The sequence below is a fragment of the Bacillus sp. RCC_6_1 genome, from assembly GCF_041360755.1.
Classification (GTDB): domain Bacteria; phylum Bacillota; class Bacilli; order Bacillales; family Bacillaceae_G; genus Bacillus_A; species Bacillus_A cereus.
In genome coordinates this window covers 41,864-64,667 of the sequence record NZ_JBFUPV010000010.1, presented here as the reverse complement: position 1 = coordinate 64,667, position 22,804 = coordinate 41,864, and the positions used below count along the sequence as shown (strand labels likewise).

The window sequence follows — 22,804 nt, the reverse complement described above, 5'->3', positions numbered from 1 at the left end:
CATCCATGCGGGTGCTTTTTTCTTTGTTATATAGAAATTACACATTAGCCCCTTTAATACATGACTTAGGCATAGTTGGGAATGAGATCATATAATGATACTGAACGGTGTCCAACATGTTTCCCTATATTTTTTTAAGCGAGAGCACTTATTGGGGGAGTGCTCTCTTTTGCTTGCACATAAGGAGGCTTTCATCATACAATATTGAGTCAATGCCAACCAACTTATTCCTTTTCCGAGAGCTATATATATTCCGCTATAAAGCTCTTTTAGGTTGCGCCATTAGAACGGGCAAGGCATTGTCGTATATTTTATACTCAGAAGCTTAGGGCACTTTATAGTGTTCTTTTTTTATTGAACAAAATGGACATTTGAATAGAAAACATATCCTTAAAATAACCTTAATTTAACCATGGATTTAATAATACCTGAAAACTAAATGGTATAATTTTCTAAAGAAACTCAAATAAAGTTTATTTTAGAAAAGGGGTAGAGGAAAAATGTTTCAGAAACTTAAATTTTATTTAATGAGCATATTAATTAGTGCATTTTTAGGTGGGATTATCATAGGTGCTAATTTCTTGGTACATAACATATATAATTTAGTTGCAGGTAAAGAATATCAATTTAATATGTGGTCTTCTATTATTATATTTAGTGTTGTATTTATTTCGGGTTTCTCGTACATGTTGAAGAAGGGACCAGATATACTTGTTAATGATTAAACCAATAGCAATTATCGTAGGCGCTGCCGTGATCTGGGTAGCGTCTTGTTTGTTGTTAAGGAAAGATAAAGGATGAAATAGACTTGCAAATTGAAATATTATTAGTCTAAAACATAAAATATAGACTAATAAACAAGCTGTTTTCACCTTTTAATCATAGAATATGATGAATTCTATTTTTAGAGGAGGGAATCATATCTATGGGATGGAATAATAATTTTGGACATTCTCGAGATTGTAATAGATTTTGGGATGATTTAGTATTTTGTGGATGCGGTCGTAGACGTAGAAGAAACGATTTTAACGACTGTCATTGTAGACGCGATTGCGATTGTGATGAGTGTCGTCGTAGACGTGATCATGACCGCAATCGTGATCATGATCATGGTGAACATCGAGATTGGTAAAGTCTTTTGAAGGAGTGCATATCTTAATAGCACTCTTTTTTATTTTATAAAGAATTCACTTTAAACATTTCTTATAACTAAGAATACTTATGTAAATATGGGAAACATATTTAATTCTTGGAATGAGGGGATCGATGTGGATATAACGCAAAGTATTGCAAGAATAGTTGTTAATGGGATAGATCTTCCGTTTACTTCAGTTAGAACAACTGCATGGATTAATGGACCTGCAAATGATTTAATTGTTACGACTAGGCAAAGAGTGAATGAGCTTTATCGTGTTATGTGGTCGCGGGTGCCAGTCATGCTAACAATGTATTTCATTCATGGGGCGGACATAGTGAGATTTGCTAGAGTTGCAGGAGTTGATGAAAGTATAACGGGAGAATATATATATCATTTTATTTGGTGATAAGACAAACTTTAAGTAGCCTAACAGCTGCTTTTTTATTTTATAAAAAAACCTGCAAACCTGCAGATTCTCCTGATAATGATTTATGGAGCAAGACCCGAAAATATAATATAATAATTCGAAAATGAGTTCAAGTAAATAAAAAGAACAAGCTGGAGTTCGGGCCCTTTCAGAAGTGATGATGTATTCTCGGCTTGGGAACTGAGAAAAACACAAAAATATAATACATCGAGTTTTAGAGAATTTCAATATTAAATTAAATATTATCGTGGAGGGAGTTATATCATTTGATGAAGAAAACAAGGTAGTGATAAAGCATATGAATTTTAAAAAAAATGAGCAGGGTATCTTAAGAAAACATAAAATTATTGAATTTTTTGTATGAATTCATTAATATGGAATTATATTTATTGTTTAATTGATTCCGTTTATTCCCACACCTTATTGTTTTGTGGTTGAGTTGTAGAAGCAAGTTGCGTCTTGTTTCATTTATGAAAGGGCTTTTTGAGTCGATTAGTGTATATATAGCTTATTTTGCTATGCACATTTTTAATCGACTTGAAGAAGCCCTTTTTGTATTGTCTTCAAGTTAGGAATCATTTGTAAAAAGGTCTTTAGATTTAGGTATACAAATAAAAAAGGGGGAATCTATTTGTATCATGTCTATTTCAATGGATGTATACGAGATTTCCTTTTTTATTGGAGAGATGCTTTAGAGGGAAAAGTTATCGATTTACTGCAATCCGTGATTTTCTAGAAATGGATGCCCATTCTACACAGCTATCATGTAAAAACTGCAGATGTAGATTGTCTTTTTAATGTTACTTGTTACTCGTTATAGGGAAAGTTATCATGCAATGAAGAGTGAGAAATCAAGAATTATAAAAAATATAGTATGTTGGAAATAATATATTTAGATGTTATAATTAAAATCTCTAAAACTACCCAAAAAAGACTACCAATATGAAATTGTACCCCAATTGTTAATTATGTGTCTAACAATTGGGGTGCACTTCACAAATGGTGATCTTTTTTATATAGGTGAGATTGTACTAGTATGATAAAGTAGAATTAACTGTATATTGTGAGGGTGATTATTTATTCCTTCTTTCTATTTGAAAGAAAAGGGGGAGAGAATATATCTATAGATTTTTTGTTTGAGCTTCTAAAAGAATTTGTGAAAGCAATTGTAAGTGAAGTTTCTGCGTATGTTTTTAGGAAACAAACTTTAGAAAAAAGATAACAAAAAACAATCCCCGTTGCCATCGGAAGCAAAAGGGTAGGTTTCGTAAAAATAAATGATATAACTACCATCCTGACGGTAGCAATTACTAGAAGTGAAGTTAGCGCATCTCTTCTTTTTTATGTACATTTGACATAAAAAATTAATGAGCACGTAATAGATATAATGTACAAAAGAAAAGACACTCAAAAGTGTCTTCTTACGATTTGAACCGTCGTAATATGGCATTGGATACCAATCCGAGCATTATTTTCCCACGTTAAATAATTTTGGTTATTGAGAAAGAATAAAAGCACTCTTTCGAGTGCCTTCAACTATTCAACTTTTAAATTAATTTCTTTACCTGTCATACCGCCACTTGCTTTTAAGAAAAGACCTTCAGCATCTTTTGGTATATCAAATACAATTTTACCTGTCTGTGTTAGACCAGGATTCAATTGTTTTAAGAAGAAGTCAGTTTTCCCACCATTAGCTAAGTCAAAAGATGTTTGACCTTGTGTTGAATATGTGAATTCACGACCTTTGCTATCTACTAATTTAAAACTATTAGCATCAACAGTGATAGCGTCTTTTTGATTATTAGTAAGTGTAACTTCTAAAATTTTAAAGACACCTTGTGCTTGTTCTTTTGTATATTCATTACCCACAGAATCTACTGTTTCCATAGATCCTACAGCGATTTTTACATCAGAAGATACACCTTCTTTTGATACTGCTTTAGTGTCTGTTGAAGTTTTTTCAGTTGTGTCTCCACCACCAGCGACCATAGCAATTATTCCGATTACAAATAAAGCTATAATGCCTAGGCATCCAAATTTGAATATTTTTCCCACGTTTGTTCCTCCAATTATGTAAAATATAAGATTGCCAAGCTAATAATAACAAACTATATATAAAGATATTGTCATATTATGTCGAAAGGAAATAAAAAAGATAGTTTAGAATTTTCAGGCTAAAATTCCGTCTTATAACCTATTTTTCCTCGCATCTTGGCTGTACTTCTTATTCATAAAAAAAGACACCTAAAGGTGCCTTCTTCCTACTTAAACCACTTTAATTTTTGGGCTCTCATTCTTACCGAATGGAAAGTAGAGATGATTCAATTATGTACCGATCTGGAGCGTCTCCTATATAGTCAAAAGGATAACAAGTTGTTAATGTTGGCTCAATTTTTTCTACAATAACTGTTCGATCTTCTGAATCTGTTATCCAATGCTTGTTAATTTTATATGTATATGTTTTATTTTCATATTCCACGATAAGTTGGTCATTTTCCTTTAGTTGACCAAGATCGGTAAAAACAGTATCTCTATGTCCACTTAAAACTGTATGACCATTTCCAGATGGTGTAGTAGTTAAGCCACTAACAAACATACCTACACCCTTTTTTAGTACTTTATCATCAGCTCCCCAATATACAGAGTATTTCTTTATTTGAATAAAAAATGGTCCTTACATTACGTAAGAACCTCATAATCGAAGAAAAAAGTCGTATGTGAAACCATGTAGGAATCACAATAATATTTCAACACCTATATATAGTTGTCTATATATGATTGAACAAAATAGTTATTTAAACGAAGGAGCTCTAGATTTAGGGATCTAGAGCTTCTTGTGTTGGTATAACCCACACGGTTTATGAAAAGAAAAGAACTTACTGAAGATAACACATGAATGTTTCATAAATGTATCAAAAAAGTGAACAAAATAGTTATTTTATTAAAGAAAAAACATGCACAAAAATTGCGCATGTATAATAAAAATCTATGTCTTGTCTATGTAAATATATGATTGGCTTATAAAAATCGTGAGGGTGTTTGAAGAAAACGGTTATTTATTAACAAATCAAAAGAGCGCTTTTTAAGGCGCTCCATGACCAAAACTAATATTGACAAAGAATACCACATGATATTTTATGTATGTTCTTAATAAATGTGCAGTTTTTAACCAAATTCTTATTTTGCACAACAAAGCAGCTAGTTCATAAAACTAACTGCCTGTTGTACAAAGGAAAAGCCGCACTTACAGAAATAGTTTGTAACTTTAAGTTACAGAAATAGTATGAGCAGATTTGAAAATGTTATTCGGAAATAAAAGAAAATAAAAAAGACCAGCTAGCAAAAGCTAACTGCTCTCCAGAAAAGCATTAAGAAGGAAGTTCAGAACTCAAGTGCATTTATAGTATGGACCAAAATATCAAGTTTATGTAACAAAAATAAAAATCGAGCAGTTAATGGGAGAAACTACTCGATTCGATACAACATGGGTAAGAAGCAGATTGTATTGTGATTAACATTAACGGAATATTGAATTTTATTCAACTTTTAACAAAATCGTTATTTGAAAATAAATAACCACAATAACGTCAGGCAATCAAGTTGCCTGCTATGTTCTTGCATGGTAAATGATAGATTTCCCTACAAAAGAGAAAAATAATAAAAAAGGTTTTTAAATGAAATTCATAAAAGTTTGATAGGCCATGCCGAGGGAAAATACCGTTGCTACCGCATGGGCAGTCCATTTAGGCATATTTAACTTTAATATAGTGTTGTATAAGATTCCATATACGATACAAATGGCTAATACAAATGCAATTAATTGAACTGCTAACAGAAATAGTGGTTGTTCTAAAGCACTAAATTCAAGTTGTTCCATTAATTTATCACACCCTTTATTTAATATATTAATATAATTAATTAAAAAATAAAGGATTTATTTCTATAAAGTTCCAAATGTATGAGGTTATAGAGTAAGAAAGTGAATTTGAACCAAAACGCTATTTTAATAAGAGTTGGTTCTCACTCGAAAGCAAGGATTGTATAGGAAGTCCCAAAATGTTCTTTTTAGATGTATTAATAGTTAGGGAAACATAAATCTGGAAATAAAACTTGATATTCTGGGATTAATCGAAGGTCAACAGTTGTACTTGCAAAGGATTTATATTTTGTTTCTAATTCAGCTAGTGTAACTAGGTGATGCGTACCTAAGCCCTTCTGTATGCTATGTTTAGAAAGGGTTGGACCAATTTGTAATTTTCGATTTTTCATAGCTATGTTCCATGGACTGTAAAAGAATTTTAAAACGAAAGCAGGGTACATGTAAACGATAAAGGAATGATTTGACCAATGCCTTCCGGCTATATAGTTACCATGCGAATAATTGTGGATTAGTCTACCTCCGTAGTATGGGGCAGGTGGAGTAGGATGGATTATTCTCCCGTGATAACGCTGTTTGACAAGGGGAATTCCGTATCTCGGATTGGAATAACCATGAGTCGGGTCATCTACCATCAGAATAGTCCTAATAGCATACATGTTTTGCCCTAAAGTGACAAGAGATGAGAAAAAGGCTTCCTTATCAAAACAGCAAAGAAATTCAGTGGTATTTAATACCATTTTCCACCCTGTAATTTCTTTTTCTATGTTCATTACTTCTTGATCAACTAATATGGCATCAAACTCTACTACTTTTGAATGGCGGATTTCCCAATGAGGTGCAAATAATCTACATATTTCTACTGAGCGATCAGTAGATCCTCGATTAATAAGAATACCGTGATCAAATAGTCTTGTGTGGTGCATTAGCCACCATGGGAGTAGATACTCTTCATTGTAAAAATGGGAAATTAAAGTTGTATTAATGAAAAAACCCTCCTTATAAATATGGATAAAATATTTCTTGCACTAGTATAATGTTTATCCTAGTAAATATGCATGTCGTGAGTATATTTGAGCAAAATGTTTATTGACAAATATAAAGAGCGCTTTTTAAGGCGCTCTAAAACAAGATATATTTTGAAAGAGGAATCAAAGCATTATATGCATACTGTTTTAGAATGTTGTAGTTTGAAAGTTTAATTGTAATAAAAAATAAAGCCAACATATAAGTGTGCCTTTATGAACGCTTTGAATGTGTATAGTGACTAGCTAGTCACTATACACCATTATTAGGATTTTAATTCCAATAATGGTTGTTGAGAAATAAAAATCTTATTTTGCACAACAAAGCAGCCATCTCTAATTAGCTAACTATTTGTTGTACAAAAGAAATTAGGCCCTACAAGTTCGGATATGTAACTTTAAGTTACAGTTATAGTATGTACAAGACTCCACATGTTATGTGGGTGCAACTTAATAAAAATTTCATTTTGTATTAAGTTGGAATATAAAAGAGCACTTAATAAAGTGCTCTCGTGACGAGACTCATTTTATAACGACTATTTTATAAAGAAAGGAACTCAAGATATTATATGTGAACCAGTTAATTGAGTACCTTGTACATATAAAGAGCAGCTAACAAAAGTTAACTGCTCAGGTAATGGAATATAGTTCGAAATGGGGTATCTACAGTATTAACGGAATATTGAGTTTTATTCAGGGAAGGTGCTGTTAGTTGAGGAAATGGATCCAACTGAAAAAATTGAATGGAAATGTATTGGATTTCCGAGCTATAAAACCTTAGAAGAGATTTATAAGGAGAAAGAAATAAACAATTTGGTCTGAAGATACGCTGTGTGTGGTTGTAAGTTTAGAAAACTGAACAAAATCATCCTTTTAAAATAAAGTGAGGTTAGGAAAATGAGAGTGAGCTTAGAAGGTGTGAAATTTTTTATAGAAATACTCGATGGAGAAAGTGTGGAAATATAGTAGACATAGTAAAAGATGCTGGTAGTAATGGAATGTTCGAACTCGCCATTAATGAAGAAGTAAAAGATGGATATACACTGCATTCAGTTGTTCCGTAATTAGGTCCAAGTGGTGAAACTGAGAAATACATTATGATCTTTTTCTATGTTCACGATGATGAAGAAGATGAAGAATAGATAATAAAGAAAAGGGAATCCATAACGAGTGCTTTTTTCTTTGTTATATAGAAATTACACATTAACCAGTTTTAATAGATGTATTAGTTATAGTTGGTGAATCCATATTATAATAATACTGAACGGTTTCCTACATTTACCCTTATATTTTTCAAGAGAGAGCACTTATTGGGGAGTGCTTTCTCTTGTTTTCACCTTTTGATGAGGACAAGCATATATTGAAGTGTAGGGCAGGCTTACTGGCTTGTATCTATCCTTATTTTAATGCTCATTGAAAACCCTTATCACATTAAGAGGATCTACTGGCGCAGGTCCTCATTTTTTATTGAACAAAATGGACATTTGAATGGATAATGCCTTCCTTAAAATAACTGTAATTAAAAAATAGTTTTTATAAAAAGTGTAAAATTAATGTTATAATGACCTAAATAACCCCAAATAAAGTTTATTTTAGAAAAGGGGGTAGATGGAAAATGTTTCAGAGGCTCAAATTTTATGTAATGAGCATATTAATTAGTGCATTTTTAGGTGGAATTATCATAGGTGCTAATTTCTTGGTACATAACATATATAATTTAGTTGCAGGTAAAGAATATCATTTTAATATGTGGTCTTCTATTATTATATTTAGTGTCGTATTCATTTCGGGTTTCTTGTACATGTTGAAGAAAGGGCCAAATATACTTGTTAATAATTAAAACAATATCAATTATCATAGGCGCTGCCGTGATCTAGGTAGCGTTTTGTTGTTGTTAAGAAAAGATAAGGTATAAATCAAAAAAAGAGAGCTAATGCCCTCTTTTTAAACAAAACCTAAGGTTTATGCACAAATTGGAATCCCTAATGCTATTAAAGTCAATGCTACTTGAAGAGAAAGCTCTAATCTAGCAATTTCGATTCCGGCAACTGAGACCACTAAAAAAGGTTGTCCATTAACGAATAAAACACAACTGTCCATGCTTACGCCTCCTTTCTAGTAATCTACTACAGTATATGAATAAAATCTTTATATGTAATAGTTGAATTAATCGATTTAATAGAATTGATAGATTTGTCCTGTTTTACAAAACAAACCAACACAAAGAACGAACATAAATGTCCTGTGTACCAGTCTAAAAGTTGATGCTTTTAGATAATGCGGAAAAATTATTGAAATCACACCTTAAATCCATCTAAGGGTTAGTCTGAAATAAAATATGCAAAACAATGATAACTCTTAAATAGTATCAGGGGATGATGATGGGATATCCAAGAGCTAGTATAAGAGAGGAAGATCTAGAATTACAATTTAACATGGTAGAAACATATGGTTGTACAAAAATATTCATTCAAAAGGAGAATAGGGCGAAAAATCTTAAGGAAATATAAAGTTGTTGAAATTTTTGTGTGAATTCATTAATATGTAATTGTATTTATTGTTTATTTGATTCTGTTTACTCTCACACTTTATAAGTTGTGGTTGAGCTGTAGAAGCAAGTTTCGTCTTGTTTCAATTCTGAAAGGGCTTCTTTGAGCCGATTAGTGTATATATAGTTTATTTTGCTATACACATTTTTAATCGACTTGAAGAAGCCCTTTTTGTGTTGTTTCCAAGTCTATTTAATTGGGAGAACCAATTATCAAATTGGGTAAAAATTTTCATTTAGGGGGATTTAATTATGATAATCAGTTATGAAGTATCATTATTTTATTCTGCACATCCTGATGATCCTATTCAGAGTTTACGTGCATTACAAGCACTTAATCTGATAAAAGAGGATGTATTCTCTTTAATAGGTGTCAGTGTATCGTAATGAATAATTTACAGAATTAAATGGTAGTATGCAGACAGAGGGAATGACAGAAATTCGTAGTGAAGAATTACTATGAATTTCTGTCTTTTATTTTATCAGGAGCAATAAAGACACGTATGGAACGTAAGATTGACAAAGAATTCAAGAGATTTACACAAATGTTGGTTTATTTTTATGAAAAATAGGTGGAAAATTTGATGGAATGTCTTGTCGAGCGAAAGTGTCTGTGTACTTTGTGATACAACAATTAAGTTAGATAAGAAGAGAAGCAAAAAGTATTAGCCTACAAATCACGAGATGTTTGCTAGAGCATTTGAAGCATACGTAGAATCGGATTTGCAAAATCAAGAACATAGAAATGATTATTTAGTTTGTAATGCGTATCCTTTTGTATATCCATTAGGTGATTATACGTAATATCCTAATGTAATTATAAAAAGTTTAATGGAAGTAATAGTCCCATATATAATAAACAGTATATAAGGAGTGGGGAAAAATGAATTATAACATTCAAAAAGGACAGTTTCGTTTAACAAGTGCTTATCCGAGAGGTAGTTGGTGGGAGTTTTACCGTATACCTTGTCCAGTTTGTTATGATACAGGCAATTGTATGCTGCACGTTTCGCAAGATAAGGTAGCATGTACACGTGTAGAAAGTAAATGGATTTATGGAAAAAACACGGGTAATCCAAGCTACATTCACTACATAAAAGGAAAAGATAAATATCAATTGCCTGAGGTGGATGAAATTCAGATTCATGATAAGAAAAGTAATGAGGAATTAAATGTGTTTAATCGTAAATTAATGGAGTTCATATCATTAAAAGAGCATCATCATGCACATTTATTAAGAGATAGAAAAATGAGCGAGGAACAACTACAAGTACGTCAATATCGTTCTTTCTTAAAACAACAAATTGTGTTAGAGGAGGATAATACGTATACGACTGTTTGGGAGCAGCTATTTAAACAGATGGGGAATAAAAATTGCTGGCAGGGGATCCCGGGTTTCTATGAGATGAAGAAAGGTCAACTTTCTCTTCGTTTGATGTCAGGCTCTCCTGGTATGTTGATTCCTTTTCGGAATCAGTACAATCAAATTGTTGGATGGCAAGTTCGTGTGGATGAAGTGAAAAACTCCGTTCATGTGAAATCTGCACCTACTGGAGTTCAAACAGAATTAATCGAACAGCCTAATGTTGTGAAGATAACTAAAAATGGTAATTGTATCTTTGAAGGCGAACTAGAAGTGAGCAAAAAGGTAGAGATTCCATTTCAAGAGGGACAAATTGTTGTAAAGATACATAAAGGGCAAAAATATCTCTGGCTCTCATCAGCAAACAAAAATCATGGAACTGGGGCAGGCGGTAGTGAAAATCCACTTCCTGTGCATGTGGCGGTACCAAGTTCTCATTTAAAACATTGGAATTCTGGTACACTTCATCAAACTAAATCAGTAATGATTACAGAGGGAGCTATGAAAGCAGATCTGGTTGCTGATTTGCTTTCAGAGAGATTTAATAAAGAGGAGCTTTCTGAAATAGGAACAACCGTTCTTGCGATTCCTGGTGTAAATGCTTGGCGAATTACTATGCCTGTATTAAAGGATATGGGTGTAGAAAATGTCTATTTAGCGTTTGATGCCGATTTAGTAGAGAATCAAAAAGTAAGAAAAGCTCTTATAGACTTTGCGACAAAGTTAAAGACAGAGGGCTATAACGTAATCGTAGCTGCATGGAACCCAGCACAAGGTAAGGGGTTGGATGATGCAATGCAAGCGGGATTTAAACCTGTATTTCAGATATTGTGAAATTTAAAAAGTAGGTTGGTATTTTCATAAATAGGTAGATTGAAAAAGATAGAATTTTTAATTCTATCTTTTTCTTATATCCAATTACCACAAAGGATAAAAATTCACTAAAAGAAAGGTAGAAGAGAATATGAATACATCTATGAAAAAAAGTCTAGTAAATTTACGAGTTGATTTTGCTTTCAAGCGCTTGTTTGGAGTAGAAGGAAACGAGGATATACTCATTGGTTTTCTTAATGCGGTATTACAATCCTCTTTAGATGAGGAAATTATTTCTTTGCATTTAGATGATCCACATCTTCCAAGGGAACAAAAGGATGATAAATTGTCTATTTTAGATTTGCGAGCTACCCTTAATAGTGGTATAAAATTAAATATAGAGATACAGGTTCGCGACAAAAAAGACATGATCGAGCGATCTTTGTTCTACTGGGCTGGCATGTATTATTCTCAAATGACTCGGGGGATGAAGTATACAGAATTAAGACCAACTATTTGTATTAATATAGTGGATTTCATTCTGTTTCCAGGAGAAGAGGACTTTCATAATGTCGGTGTAGTCATGAACAAAAAATCGGTGCACATAATTTCAGAGAATATGCAATTGCACTTTCTTGAGATTCCAAAGGTTATTCGAGAATGGCAAGAAGATCGAATGGATCCATGGGAGGATATATTAGCACGTTGGCTATTATTATTTCCTGCATATGAAGATGAGAATTTAACTACAATCCTGGAGGGAATCGCGATGGAAAAAGATCCAGTTTTGAAAAAGGCAATAGAGGATTGGGAGCGTTTAAGTAGTGATAAGGACTTTTTACGCTTATATGAGGCGAGAGAGAAGGCAATAAAAGATAGAATATCAGAAATAGAGACGGCAGAAGAAAAAGCTGCAAAAGAAGCTAGAATAGAAATGATTCATAATTTAATTAAAGTAGGTGTACCTATAGAGAAGATAGCGGAAGCCACTGAATTAAGTGTCGAAAAGGTTAATGAAATTTTAAGAAACAAAGAGTAGATAGAAGTAGTGAAAAACAGGTACTTGTGAAAAACGCACAATTACCTGTTTTTTGTTTCTAATGAATAGTTTGATAAACACAAGGCTTAGACACTCCTTAATAGGTAGTATACTCTTATTAAGGAGCATAATAAGTTGTTGGAGAGATTAAAATGAATAAGAAAAAAGAAGCGCATACCCTTAGAGATAAAATTCCAAAATGGATAAAATAGAATTATGTTGCTCACTGAAAGAAGAAATGAATGCTCTAGGTCTTAAGGACGGTAATATTTTTAAAATTCTTATAGTATGGTACGATCCTAACAAAGAGGGTAGAAATAAAGGTGTAAACAAGGACTTGTTTTTTTAAAATCGTATTGCTATAATATAAAGGTAATAAGATTTTACAATAAAAATATAAAATTAATCAGTTCGCATATAAGAGAAGACCTCAATATGCGCCATGTCCTTAGGGGACGTGTGCGTGTATTGAGGTCTTTTTGCGTTTTGCGAGCAAAAACACACCTGGAGGTGCAGGAATTATGTTGAATTGGTTGTCTGCAAAACTTATGACAACATCAGTAGGAGATTTCCTATTGGCAAAAAGTAGCTTTACGAAGGGTCTTGGTGGTAGTGGTAGTGGTGCCAATGCTGAAACCGTTCAAAAAAGCATGAACACTTTGGTGAAAACCTTAATTGGTTTTGGGGGAATTTGGGTGGCAGCTTGCGTTGTATTTGCAGCTATTAAACTATCTGGTGCACAAGGGAAGAATCCTGAAAACCGTACACAAGCTATGATTGGTTTAGCTTGCGCAGCAATTGGAGGCTTTGTAATGATCAAAGCGTACGATATCGCTGCTTGGGTTACGACAATCTAACATAAGAGTTTGTACAAGCTCTCCTCGATTTGGGGAGAGCTTCTCTTATACAAGGGAGGAAAAAGAATGAGAAAAGTAACCGTTCCTGTTGATATGACTTCGGAACAAAAAACACTACTAGGTGTGCTGAGCAAGCGCCAATTGATTTATCTATTGGGTGGCGGAGCATCCCTTTATTTATATGTACCATTTTTATGGCGACTATTTGCACCTATTGATGCAGTAGTAGCATTTTTTATTTGCTTAATTTTAGCACTACCAACGGTAGTAAGTGTAGTAGCGTTTGCGTTTATATATAAAGAAAAACAACACATGTATCTAGATAAGTATTTAATTATTAAAATGCGTAGCCGCTCCGAAAAAGGTAAGTGGAGAAAAGGGTACGAGCCAACTACATGGGCAAAGGAGAATCTGTAAATGTTAGAAATGATATATTTTGCGGCGATAGCCATTGTAGGATTTTTCTTTTATCGGAAAATGAATGGAAAACCGCTGTTTGGTTCTAAGAAAAAAGGGAAAAAGCAAGGTGGAGTAGAGAAACACACTACTGAAAAAGCTGGAAAGAAAAATAAAAAAAATATGTCTGCTGAATCGGAAATTGATGAGGATAATGTTGACTTCTTTCGTATTTTTGTAGAAGACATTAAGGAAATTGATAATCATATGATTCGGTATCATGATGACACATTTGTCCTGATTGCGGAAGCACATCCAGTTAACTATTATTTACTTTCCAATATGGAACAAGAAGCGATTGATATCAAAATTGAATCATGGTTAACCACATTAGAGTTTAATACGAAAGTATATATTCAAAGTAAGTTTGTAGATTTAACAGATCCTGTACGAAAAATGACAGAAACGATGAAAGGTGCGAAGGACCTTACACCAGAGACGGTTCTATATGGTCAAGAAGTTATTGATAATTTAGAGTACTGGCAACGTTCGCAACCTCGATATGAACAAAAACGTTATTTAATTTATCCATACAAGGTTGATATTAGTACGATTACGGCTGATACAGAGGACGAGTTAGAAGAAAAGATTGTAGATAAGGCATTTAACGAACTATATCGTCGTTATAATGCATCTCGAAATCTACTATCGAAAGCAAAAATTAATGTAGAAATGTTAACGAAAGATAAATTAATAGAACTTTTATATGTAGCATTTAACCGTCGTAAAGCTATAAAAGCTCGTTTCCAGGATTTAATTGAAAACGAGAATTTCTCCCTCTATTCAACAGGGGAAACGAATGAAAGAAAACTAGAGTTAATGAAGAAAGTGCTAGCGGAAGAAAAGGCAGAAAAATCAAATAACGGGGTGGCGTAAACATGAAGTTGTTCGGAAAAAAGAAAAAGGAAAAGAAAAAAATAGAAGCAGAAGAGAGGGACGAATTGGAGCTAGAGGAGGAAGAGTTGGAAGAAGAGGAAATACCGACGCAATTAGACAATCAAACAACAGTGTTTGATGTTATTGCTCCAGAAGGAATGAAAATTGATGCAGAAGATTATGGGGTCATTAAACAATCTTTAGGAAGTAATACGTTCTTTCGTCCGTTTTATATTCCACGTGATGGGTACCCGCGTATGATGCAAACCAATTGGCTCAACATGTTAACTTCGGCTGGGGAAGTGGATGTCATGATCGATATTCATAAAGAACCAAAAGCTAAAGCAATGCGATCATTAGATATGCAGCTGACGATGTTACGTTCCAATCTTTCTTTCCAACGTACACGAGGAAACATTGACCAAGAAAAAGACTTAGATGCAAAAATTCAAGATACAAACAATTTAATGGATGAAATCCAGTTCAATGAAAACGACTCCTATATGGTGAGTACAATGGGTGTTGCTTACGCAGAATCAAAGAAAGAATTGGACGTTTTATGTGAGTATATTGAAGATGAAATGCAAGCATCTCACTTTAAGATAGCAAGTACTTGGAATCGTGTGAAGAGTGGTTTGAAAGCTGTTATGCCGCTAGGAGCACTAAATACGTTACAAGATACCTATCGAAATATCGATAGACGTGCGTTATGTACATTTGCACCTTTTGTGTCAGGTTCTGGAAGGTTTAATGGTGGGATACCAATAGGAAAGAACAAAATTACTGGGCAAGTAGAATTTTTAAATTCATTCGGGAATGCAGATTATCGTCCTCCAAACTATAACATTGGTGTAACAGGGATCTCAGGTTCCGGAAAAAGTTTACTTTTAAAAATGAAGTTAGCCCGTGAAACGTCACTTGCAGATACGCATGCAATGATTATCGATCCAGAAGGAGAATTCGTAAAAATTACAAAACGTCTAGGTGGCATTAATTTAAATATTTCACCTGAAAGTAATATCATTATCAACCCTTGTGCAATTGCTGTAACAGAACTTCAGATTACGGATAAAGATGAAGAGCTAGAAGCACTTGAACAATATGATAAGAAAGAACTTGTAGAGCGTGATGGCGTGAAGTATGTAAGGTTTGTACCGATTTTAGAGAAAATCAATGAAATACTTGGATTCTTTGACATTATTATTCGCGGACAAGACTTTGATCAACCAGGATTAAATGTATTCCAGCGTACAATGCTAGAAGATGCAATTCGTGAAGTGTTTGATAAACATGGTATTACCTCACACCCTTCATCTTTATATATGGATGAAGTGAAGAAGGTGGATGGACAATTAATTCAGTCTCAAGTGAGAAAGCCAGAACCAGAGTTAAAAGAAATCTACGATGTCATAGTAGAACATCATGGAGACGATGTGAAAGCAGAAGAGTTAATTGCTGCGATTCGTCCATTCTTACGCGATGGTTCAAAACCATTATTTGATGGACAAAGTCATTTTGGCCGTGGTGTAGAAACACAGTTAAATGAATCTCGTGTTGTTAATTTTAATATTAGTCATTTAGAAGAAGGATTCTTAAAACCAATCGCTTTCCACGTTATCTTGAACTATATTTGGGAGCATTGGATTAAGAGTCCAGAACACGCTATCAAGCGAAAAGTATTATATGTGGATGAGATGTGGCAGTTTATCGACTATGAACAAACGGTTAACTTCTTGGAAAAAGTAGCACGTCGTTCACGTAAAAGAAATGCTGGTATGTGTTGGGCGAGTCAGGACTTCGTTCGTATTTTAGAAAATGTAAAAGCTCGTGGTATCTTGCAATCTACTTTCTCCTATTTCTTCTTAGAACAAAATAAGATAGATAAGAAAAAGATCCAGGAGAACTTTAACTTAACTGCTGGGGAGCTTGATATTATTCTCAACAACCCTGGAAAAGGAGAAGGGATTTTCCGAGTAGGAGATAGTTCGGTTTGGATTCAAACTGATCCATCTGACAAAGAAATGATGTTCATTGAATCGAATGAAGCGGTACTACAAGAGCTTTTAAACAATATGAAGAAAGTACAAGGGTACGCAGGATAATAGCGTACTCTTAAAAAGGAAGGTGAAATTATGCTTGAGAAAATAGTAGAGTGGGTCGGAGGCTTAATTATTGCTATAGTAAAGGCTTTTCTTAGTCCGGTATATGCAACTTTGGATCCGCTGCCAGTTTTAGTGTTTGGAGGAGAGGGAACAGAAGGAAAGGGGACAAACTTAGATTTCTTATTTTCAGGTAATTCTTTAACCAAAGTATTAGACACAGGCATGCCTGTCATGTTCAAGCTTGTTGCTTTTTGTGTCCTTGTCAGTGTAGTTATTACGGCGGCAAAATATTCGGCAACAGCTATTAATCCTAATAATAGAACAGCATTAATAGAGTATGCGAAGGATTTGATGATCATTTCAATTTTTCTTTGGCACCTCGATTACTTCTATACACTCATATTTGAAATCAATTCTTGGATAATAATAGAGTTTAGAGACGCTGTTAATGTAGCAAGTGGGGGGGATTTTGATCCAGATAAGGGTACTAAATTTCTACAACCTGGATTTGGTGGGGCTGGACTTACCATTACTGAGCTGGGTTTGAAAGGTCATGAAAATGACTATATGTTTATTATATTTGGTTTGTTTATAGAAGCTGGTCTCATCGTCTGGGCAAACTTTTACTACTTAATGCGAGCGGTGTCACTATACGTTTTAATGTTAATTGGTCCGTTAATGGTAGGTATGTGGCTATTTCCACAAAAGAAACAACAGACATTATATTGGATACGTGAATTTATAGGAGCGGTGTTCATACAAGCAATTCATGCGATTACCTTATGGCTCATTATTTTTTTAATTGGAGCAGCAAATAGTCCGTTAATCAAATTAATTTTACTTGCTATGTTTATCCCAATAGGTGAGATTGTGAAAAGTTTTATTGGCCTTAGTACCAATGCATCAGGTGGTATTCATAGAGCAGGTACGATGATGGGTATGGGTGCTTTAGCAAGTGTGGCTGGACTGGTTAAAGGTGTTCGTGATGACTATCGTAATTCAAAAGCAAAACCTGATGATAAAGGGGATAAAGAAAAGACAAAAGAAGATGCTGATAACCCGAAAGATGCATTAGGAGCGAATTTAGGGACAGATGTTGGTACAACATCTCGTGCAGCTCGTATGTTAAAAGCTGGTCAAATTGGAAGTTCAATTGGTAAAGCGGCTGGTGGACTTGCAGGTATGACAGCAGGAGCTGGTCTTGGACCAGAAGGAATGGCAATAGGGACATTCGCTGGCAGTAAAGCGGGCGGATTTACTGGTGCAGTTACTGGAAGATCTGCTGCTGCAGTTGGCGAAGGGGCTGTAGCCTTAGGAAAACATATTGGTTCCAGTGTAAAGAAGGGTGCGGACACGTATTCAAATCTAAATGGCGAATCTTATCCGGAACTAACCGATGAAGATATCGCACAGGATTTAGCTACAAAAGACTTTGAAAATTGGAAAGCAGATAATCCGGATTCTGCAGTGGCAAGTCGCTTGAAACAAGCATTCCCTGGTGCGTCCGATGCGGAGATTGCTAAAAAAGTAGCGAAAACAAATAGTGATCAAATGTCTCGTTTCTCAAATCAGCGGAAACAGGATTTACAAAATATGAAGAAAGCCGCTACACCATATGGAAATGCTAGAGATTTAGTAAAGGCTGCAACGAATGCATTCCAAAAGGGTTATGAGGCAGACCATAAAGATACGTTTATGAGTCAGTTACCAGAAAATATGTCAGCAGAAGAGAAAGAGAACCATTGGAACGACCATCTGAACACAAAAGTACAAGGATTTAGAAACCACGCAGAACAAGCTGCAACAAAAGCAGGAGCCATGCCAGTTGATGCGAAGGACAAACAAGGAAATAATCTGTTTGATAAGTCCTATGTGAATAAAGATGCGTTTGCTTCCCGACTTGCATTAGGAAAAGTCGGAAAAGCAGTCGAGGATGTAAAAGGAGAAACGTTGGAAAGTGGCCATCAAAATATGGGACAAGTCGGTGCTCTTGTCGGTGCTTCTACTGCTGCATTTAAGAAAGCGTATAGTGCAGACCATAAGGCTGGATTTATGAAACAATTCCCTGCAGATATGCCGCAACAAGAAAAAGAAGCAGCATGGAATAAGCATTTAGATCAAAAAGTACAAGGCTTCAAAAATTATGCACAACAAGCGGCGGAATCAGCTGGTATTGTACAGCAAAAAGACGGTACAAACTATGCGAATAAAGAAGCTTTCGCTTCTCATTTATCACAACAGTTACAAAAAGATCCTGGTTTAAATGCTATGGGTATATCCAGTTCGGCAGGTATTCAGAAGGCAGTTAATGGTGTGAAAACACACGGTTTGACAAGTGGAAATGGAAGTCAGCAAGCAAAACAAGTAAGTAATGTTGGGAACCTAGTACAAGCCTCTACAGAATCCTTTAAACAGGGCTATGCAGCAGAACAACAGGCAAGCTTTATGAAAAAGTTGTCTCCAACTATGTCTCAACCACAAAAAGAGCAAGCTTGGCAGTCGCACCTAAATGAAAAAGGAAATGAATTTAAAGCAGTTGCACAACAAGCGGCAGTACAAGCGGGAGCGATGCCCGTACAGGCAAAAGATACGAGTGGTAAGAGTCTACATAATCAATCCTATATTAATAAAGATGCCTTTACTTCGCAATTAACAAAAGGTTTACAAAGCCATGCAAGTCTTGGAAAGGTAAGCCAACAAGTAGGTTCTGGAATTACTAGTGCGATTCAAGGTGTTCGTTCACATGGTGTTGAGACAGGTGGCGCAATCAATAAAGCTGTATATGCAGCGACACAAACGCAAGCGAGTATAGCACGTGCAGGAGGTTTTTCCGTTGCGGAAATTGAACGCTCTTATGCAGATGCATCAACAAGTGTAGCAAATATTGCACAAAGTGCTGGTAAAATGTCTATCCCAACATCTGCAGTGGGACGTATGACACAGCAGAGTACAAAACTTGGCATGAGTGTAATGGAAGGTGCGAAACACCTTATGCTTGCGGATAGCATTGATACAGTATCAAATGCATACTATAGTGCTGCGAGTGCTGTACAACAATCTGGAGGGAATGCAGTACAAAGAGTGATAAGTGGAACTAATGCTGCTGTTAATACATCATTAGGAGGGAATGCAGCAGAGCGTCACTATAATGTGACAAAAGGCTTAAGTTACGCCGCGGGTGTGATTGGTGGTGCGGGTGCTTATCAAGCGACTGCACGTATGGTAAGTAAACATAATCCTTATAACAATGCTGTTCAAACAGAGGCAAAAGAAATTCAAGAGATTCAGAGAATGGTACCAACAACAACGGATGCTACTGGAAAACAATCGGTTGTTCAAGGTGCAGTACGTCTTGTTACGACAAATAATAAATCCTGGATTGAAGCAAAAGATTCTAGTGGTGTGACGCAAGTTGTATCTCGTTACGCTAGTGGTGATAGTAGTATTGGTTCGGGACAAGTCGTATATCAAGATTTAAATATTTCGGAGGGACAATTAACGCAGTACCGTAATGGTATGAAAGCTACACCAGCGTATGTTCAAGATTCTAGTGGTGGAAAAATCAATATCAATCGCTCGATCAATGTAAATCCAAATCAATTAGTAGGAAACCAAAATCAAAGACCGTTACAACAGAAACCGGTATTTAATGAACCACCACTTACGGTCAATCACAAAGTAGACAATGGTCACTTCTATATGTCTGATTTAGACCAAGGTGGCTATAAGAATGTACAAATGGTTGTAGAAAGAGATCGTAGTTACATGGTTGCGACAACAACAGACGGTACAGTGTCACGTATTTCGCCATTCGGAAAAGGAGATACGCGTTTACAAGCAAACCAAAGGATAGAAAGAGCTTGTGAAGTGAAAGACAGTAGTATTAAGCCAAGAGAAGAAATCTTAGTAACACAAACACAGGAAGAAGTAGTCCGTACAGAGACGCATTTAAATTTATCAGAACATGACCCACAAAATCTGATTCCATTTGCGCCAAACCCTCGCTTAGCACAGCGAAGAGGAAGAAATTCTCAAAATGGAAAATATGGTGTGATAAGTCTATGAGTCAAAATCCTAACGATCCAAATGAACAGAAAAAAAGTAATCCTTTAAAAGATGTAGCTTCCCACTTTATTAAGAAAAAAGGGATGCAAGCGCGCGGGAAGATGGCAAAATTGGCAGGAAAAGCAGGAAGGGCGGCAGCGAAAGCTGCTGCCAAAATGCTAAAAGCAGGTATATTAAAAATTGTGGGTGCTGTTGTGGCAGCGGTTGGAGTACCTGCCGCTTTAATTATGGGAGTAATTATTGCTGTGTGTGTGATTTTAGTCTCTTTTGTACCTTTTACCGATGATGAAGGTAAGACAGAGGAACAAGTAAAAAAATATATGGAAGTTTCAATGGCATTGAATGTGGATTGGAAAGAGGTTGTCGCATTTGATATGGCGCGATACGATAATGATTTGACTGGTAAAGATCCGCACGATGCTATATCATATTTCTTGGATATCCAATATGAAGAATATACGGAAAAAGAGGTATGTGAGGCAGGACCGAATGGTCCTTGCGAAAAAAAGAAAAAGGAGATGCAAAAAACAAAATCTGAAAGTTACTCCGGACCAGATGTAAAAAAGATATTAGGAGATACAGATTTTAAGAAAAAAATAGATGAGATTAATGCGAGTGGAAGTAAAAAAGTGACAACATCTTCTCATGGGCTAGAGAAAGCGATGGAACTCGCAAAGTTTAGTAAAAGTCAAAAAGAGCGTGCGCGTGAGATATTAGAAGCCGGGATGTTAGAAGGTATGTATGGACATCTTGCTCCTACTACTGGTGGATTTATTGGTGGTATGTGTGTAGGTAATGTGAGTCCTGGCGGAGAGCCTGTTAACCTTAATGCAAAAGTTACAGGATATCTTCCTAAGATTAAAGAAATGGCAGAAAAACATGGTGTTGCTCAATATGTTGGTATTTTGGCTGCTCAAATGATGCAGGAGTCACAAGGAGAGGGAAATGACCCGATGCAAGCGGCAGAAGGGAGTCATGGAAACTTAAGTTCATACTGTGTAGGTCTAAAAGGAAGTGCCCGTATAGGGTGTATTAAAGACCCGAATATTTCCATTGAAGCAGGCGTACAAGAGTTTAAAGATGTGTTAGGAAAGGCAAATGGAGATATAGCACTTGCCTTACAGAGTTATAATTACGGTCCTGGATTTATTAGTTATGCATTAGCAAGAGGTGGATATTCAGAAGAAACAGCTATTGCGTTTTCTAGGGAGCATGCTGATGAAAATAGAGCTGGGTGCAAAGATCCAAACAATTTTAGAACTAAAGTCGGAGCGTGCTATGGGGATTATACTTACGTTTCCAAAGTTTTGAAATATTACAAAGATTTAGGTTGTGTAGCAGATGTATCTGGCGAATGGATATCTGATAAAGGTTGGAAATGGCCAACGAAAAGCGGGCGTATTACAGGTACATTTGATGAAATTCATGCTAGCAAACCGCATAATGCTGTAGATATTGGGGCCATGACCGCCGGAAAACCAGGAGACCCCGTATGGTCGATGGAAGCTGGTATGGTTACGGATAAAACAGGAAATGTAAACAACGGTGGTTTAGGAGTCTATGTTGACCATGGAAATGGCATTGTATCTCGTTACTTACATTTGAGTAAAATCTTAGTTGCACCAGGAACTATGGTAACAAAAGGACAGATTATTGGGGAAATGGGGGGATCTAACTATGTCGGTGGTATTCTTAATATGTTTGGATACGCTGTCCATTTAGATTTCCAAATTCGTATTAATGACCAGCCAACGGATCCAATGAAATTCTTTAAGAAAAATGATGATCCAGGGTTATCATCAGGTGGTGCTCCTACAATGACAAATGCTAAACGACAAAAAGTATTAGAAGAAGCAAAAAAATGGCTTGGGCAAGGGAAAGTGAGCTATGTATCCGGTGCTAGAAATCCAGCTGCAGGTAGTGCAGATTGTTCTGGATTCACACAATATGTATTTAAAACCAGTATAGGTGTCCAGCTAGGAGATTGGACAGGTGCTCAAATTGGACAAGGAAAACAGGTGCCAGATATCGGTCGTGCACAACCAGGAGATTTAATTTTCTATGAAAATCCGAACCATGTATCAATTTATTTAGGAAATCAGAAAATGATTCATATTGGTGATAATAAAGGTGTACAAATTACAGGTCTAAACTATACTGCTAGAGGACAACATATGACGCAAATACGTAATGTTATAGACTGATTTGGGATGTGAAG

The 22,804-nt window shown here is 35.3% G+C and carries 16 protein-coding genes and 5 pseudogenes; 16 read left to right on the top strand and 5 right to left on the bottom strand.

Annotated elements, in window-relative coordinates; genetic code table 11:
* Positions 1-500: 500 nt before the first annotated feature.
* The 4 genes and pseudogenes from AB6801_RS22910 to AB6801_RS22895 form a co-directional block, all read left to right on the top strand.
* Entirely contained in the window at positions 501-725 is a 225-nt protein-coding gene (locus AB6801_RS22910) for a hypothetical protein (protein ID WP_000486797.1), read from the top strand.
* Between the two features lie 200 nt (positions 726-925).
* The gene (locus AB6801_RS22905) at positions 926-1,132 is read left to right on the top strand and encodes a hypothetical protein (protein ID WP_016090324.1); all 207 of its coding nucleotides are present in this window, start codon (positions 926-928) and stop codon (positions 1,130-1,132) included.
* A 97-nt stretch (positions 1,133-1,229) separates the two neighbouring features.
* Positions 1,230-1,544: a hypothetical protein gene (locus AB6801_RS22900; RefSeq protein WP_001999512.1), complete on the top strand. Its 315-nt coding sequence runs from the start codon at positions 1,230-1,232 to the stop codon at positions 1,542-1,544.
* 622 nt (positions 1,545-2,166) lie between these two features.
* Positions 2,167-2,361: pseudogene (locus tag AB6801_RS22895) on the top strand (hypothetical protein); the annotation flags it as partial.
* Positions 2,362-3,101: 740 nt separating this feature from the next.
* Here the strand turns inward: AB6801_RS22895 and AB6801_RS22890 are convergent.
* The 4 genes and pseudogenes from AB6801_RS22890 to AB6801_RS22875 form a co-directional block, all read right to left on the bottom strand.
* A complete protein-coding gene (locus AB6801_RS22890) occupies positions 3,102-3,620 on the bottom strand; it encodes a DUF4352 domain-containing protein (RefSeq protein WP_061663059.1) in 519 nt (172 codons plus the stop codon).
* Positions 3,621-3,861: 241 nt separating this feature from the next.
* Positions 3,862-4,218: pseudogene (locus AB6801_RS22885) on the bottom strand (sortase); the annotation flags it as partial.
* A 1,017-nt stretch (positions 4,219-5,235) separates the two neighbouring features.
* Positions 5,236-5,442 (bottom strand): hypothetical protein, encoded by a 207-nt coding sequence (locus AB6801_RS22880; protein WP_109140968.1) that lies wholly within the window; start codon positions 5,440-5,442, stop codon positions 5,236-5,238.
* A 197-nt stretch (positions 5,443-5,639) separates the two neighbouring features.
* A complete protein-coding gene (locus AB6801_RS22875; RefSeq protein ID WP_000546552.1) occupies positions 5,640-6,368 on the bottom strand; it encodes a glycosyltransferase family protein in 729 nt (242 codons plus the stop codon).
* Positions 6,369-8,082: 1,714 nt separating this feature from the next.
* On the opposite strand from AB6801_RS22875, the gene AB6801_RS22870 reads away from it, so the two are divergent.
* Positions 8,083-8,307, top strand: coding sequence for a hypothetical protein (locus AB6801_RS22870; RefSeq protein ID WP_370941169.1), 225 nt, complete (start codon positions 8,083-8,085; stop codon positions 8,305-8,307).
* 122 nt (positions 8,308-8,429) lie between these two features.
* Here the strand turns inward: AB6801_RS22870 and AB6801_RS22865 are convergent, their stop codons facing one another.
* Positions 8,430-8,567: a DUF3956 domain-containing protein gene (locus AB6801_RS22865; RefSeq protein WP_000376551.1), complete on the bottom strand. Its 138-nt coding sequence runs from the start codon at positions 8,565-8,567 to the stop codon at positions 8,430-8,432.
* Between the two features lie 700 nt (positions 8,568-9,267).
* On the opposite strand from AB6801_RS22865, the gene AB6801_RS22860 reads away from it, so the two are divergent.
* The 11 genes and pseudogenes from AB6801_RS22860 to AB6801_RS22810 all read left to right on the top strand — a co-directional run bounded on the left by AB6801_RS22860 (position 9,268) and on the right by AB6801_RS22810 (position 22,790).
* Entirely contained in the window at positions 9,268-9,402 is a 135-nt protein-coding gene (locus AB6801_RS22860) for a hypothetical protein (RefSeq protein WP_016078541.1), read from the top strand.
* A gap of 92 nt (positions 9,403-9,494) precedes the next feature.
* Positions 9,495-9,885 (top strand): annotated as a pseudogene (locus tag AB6801_RS22855) (LPD1 domain-containing protein); the annotation flags it as partial.
* A gap of 13 nt (positions 9,886-9,898) precedes the next feature.
* Positions 9,899-11,212 carry a DUF3854 domain-containing protein gene (locus AB6801_RS22850; RefSeq protein WP_001108744.1) on the top strand — a complete coding sequence of 438 codons (1,314 nt, stop codon included), beginning with the start codon at positions 9,899-9,901 and terminating at the stop codon, positions 11,210-11,212.
* Positions 11,213-11,342: 130 nt separating this feature from the next.
* Positions 11,343-12,230, top strand: coding sequence for an Rpn family recombination-promoting nuclease/putative transposase (locus AB6801_RS22845; RefSeq protein ID WP_098871808.1), 888 nt, complete (start codon positions 11,343-11,345; stop codon positions 12,228-12,230).
* A 152-nt stretch (positions 12,231-12,382) separates the two neighbouring features.
* Positions 12,383-12,579, top strand: a pseudogene (locus tag AB6801_RS22840) (hypothetical protein).
* Between the two features lie 86 nt (positions 12,580-12,665).
* Positions 12,666-13,087 (top strand): annotated as a pseudogene (locus tag AB6801_RS22835) (hypothetical protein).
* 66 nt (positions 13,088-13,153) lie between these two features.
* Positions 13,154-13,504, top strand: coding sequence for a PrgI family protein (locus AB6801_RS22830; RefSeq protein WP_065845669.1), 351 nt, complete (start codon positions 13,154-13,156; stop codon positions 13,502-13,504).
* Positions 13,505-14,419, top strand: a complete 915-nt coding sequence (locus tag AB6801_RS22825) for a hypothetical protein (protein WP_000892006.1) — start codon at positions 13,505-13,507, stop codon at positions 14,417-14,419.
* A 2-nt stretch (positions 14,420-14,421) separates the two neighbouring features.
* Positions 14,422-16,521 (top strand): VirB4 family type IV secretion system protein, encoded by a 2,100-nt coding sequence (locus tag AB6801_RS22820; RefSeq protein ID WP_088344572.1) that lies wholly within the window; start codon positions 14,422-14,424, stop codon positions 16,519-16,521.
* A 30-nt stretch (positions 16,522-16,551) separates the two neighbouring features.
* Positions 16,552-20,586 (top strand): hypothetical protein, encoded by a 4,035-nt coding sequence (locus AB6801_RS22815; RefSeq protein WP_370941168.1) that lies wholly within the window; start codon positions 16,552-16,554, stop codon positions 20,584-20,586.
* A complete protein-coding gene (locus tag AB6801_RS22810; protein WP_370941167.1) occupies positions 20,583-22,790 on the top strand; it encodes a lysozyme family protein in 2,208 nt (735 codons plus the stop codon). Before AB6801_RS22815 ends, AB6801_RS22810 begins: the two co-directional genes overlap by 4 nt.
* Positions 22,791-22,804: the final 14 nt, after the last annotated feature.

Coding starts and splice junctions, on each gene's coding strand:
- AB6801_RS22910 (WP_000486797.1), top strand. CDS start 501: ATGTTTCAGAAACTTAAATTTTATTTAATGAGCATATTAATTAGTGCA.
- AB6801_RS22905 (WP_016090324.1), top strand. CDS start 926: ATGGGATGGAATAATAATTTTGGACATTCTCGAGATTGTAATAGATTT.
- AB6801_RS22900 (WP_001999512.1), top strand. CDS start 1,230: ATGGGAAACATATTTAATTCTTGGAATGAGGGGATCGATGTGGATATA.
- AB6801_RS22880 (WP_109140968.1), bottom strand. CDS start 5,442: ATGGAACAACTTGAATTTAGTGCTTTAGAACAACCACTATTTCTGTTA.
- AB6801_RS22875 (WP_000546552.1), bottom strand. CDS start 6,368: ATGCACCACACAAGACTATTTGATCACGGTATTCTTATTAATCGAGGA.
- AB6801_RS22870 (WP_370941169.1), top strand. CDS start 8,083: ATGTTTCAGAGGCTCAAATTTTATGTAATGAGCATATTAATTAGTGCA.
- AB6801_RS22865 (WP_000376551.1), bottom strand. CDS start 8,567: ATGGACAGTTGTGTTTTATTCGTTAATGGACAACCTTTTTTAGTGGTC.
- AB6801_RS22860 (WP_016078541.1), top strand. CDS start 9,268: ATGATAATCAGTTATGAAGTATCATTATTTTATTCTGCACATCCTGAT.
- AB6801_RS22850 (WP_001108744.1), top strand. CDS start 9,899: ATGAATTATAACATTCAAAAAGGACAGTTTCGTTTAACAAGTGCTTAT.
- AB6801_RS22845 (WP_098871808.1), top strand. CDS start 11,343: ATGAATACATCTATGAAAAAAAGTCTAGTAAATTTACGAGTTGATTTT.
- AB6801_RS22830 (WP_065845669.1), top strand. CDS start 13,154: ATGAGAAAAGTAACCGTTCCTGTTGATATGACTTCGGAACAAAAAACA.
- AB6801_RS22825 (WP_000892006.1), top strand. CDS start 13,505: ATGTTAGAAATGATATATTTTGCGGCGATAGCCATTGTAGGATTTTTC.
- AB6801_RS22820 (WP_088344572.1), top strand. CDS start 14,422: ATGAAGTTGTTCGGAAAAAAGAAAAAGGAAAAGAAAAAAATAGAAGCA.
- AB6801_RS22815 (WP_370941168.1), top strand. CDS start 16,552: ATGCTTGAGAAAATAGTAGAGTGGGTCGGAGGCTTAATTATTGCTATA.
- AB6801_RS22810 (WP_370941167.1), top strand. CDS start 20,583: ATGAGTCAAAATCCTAACGATCCAAATGAACAGAAAAAAAGTAATCCT.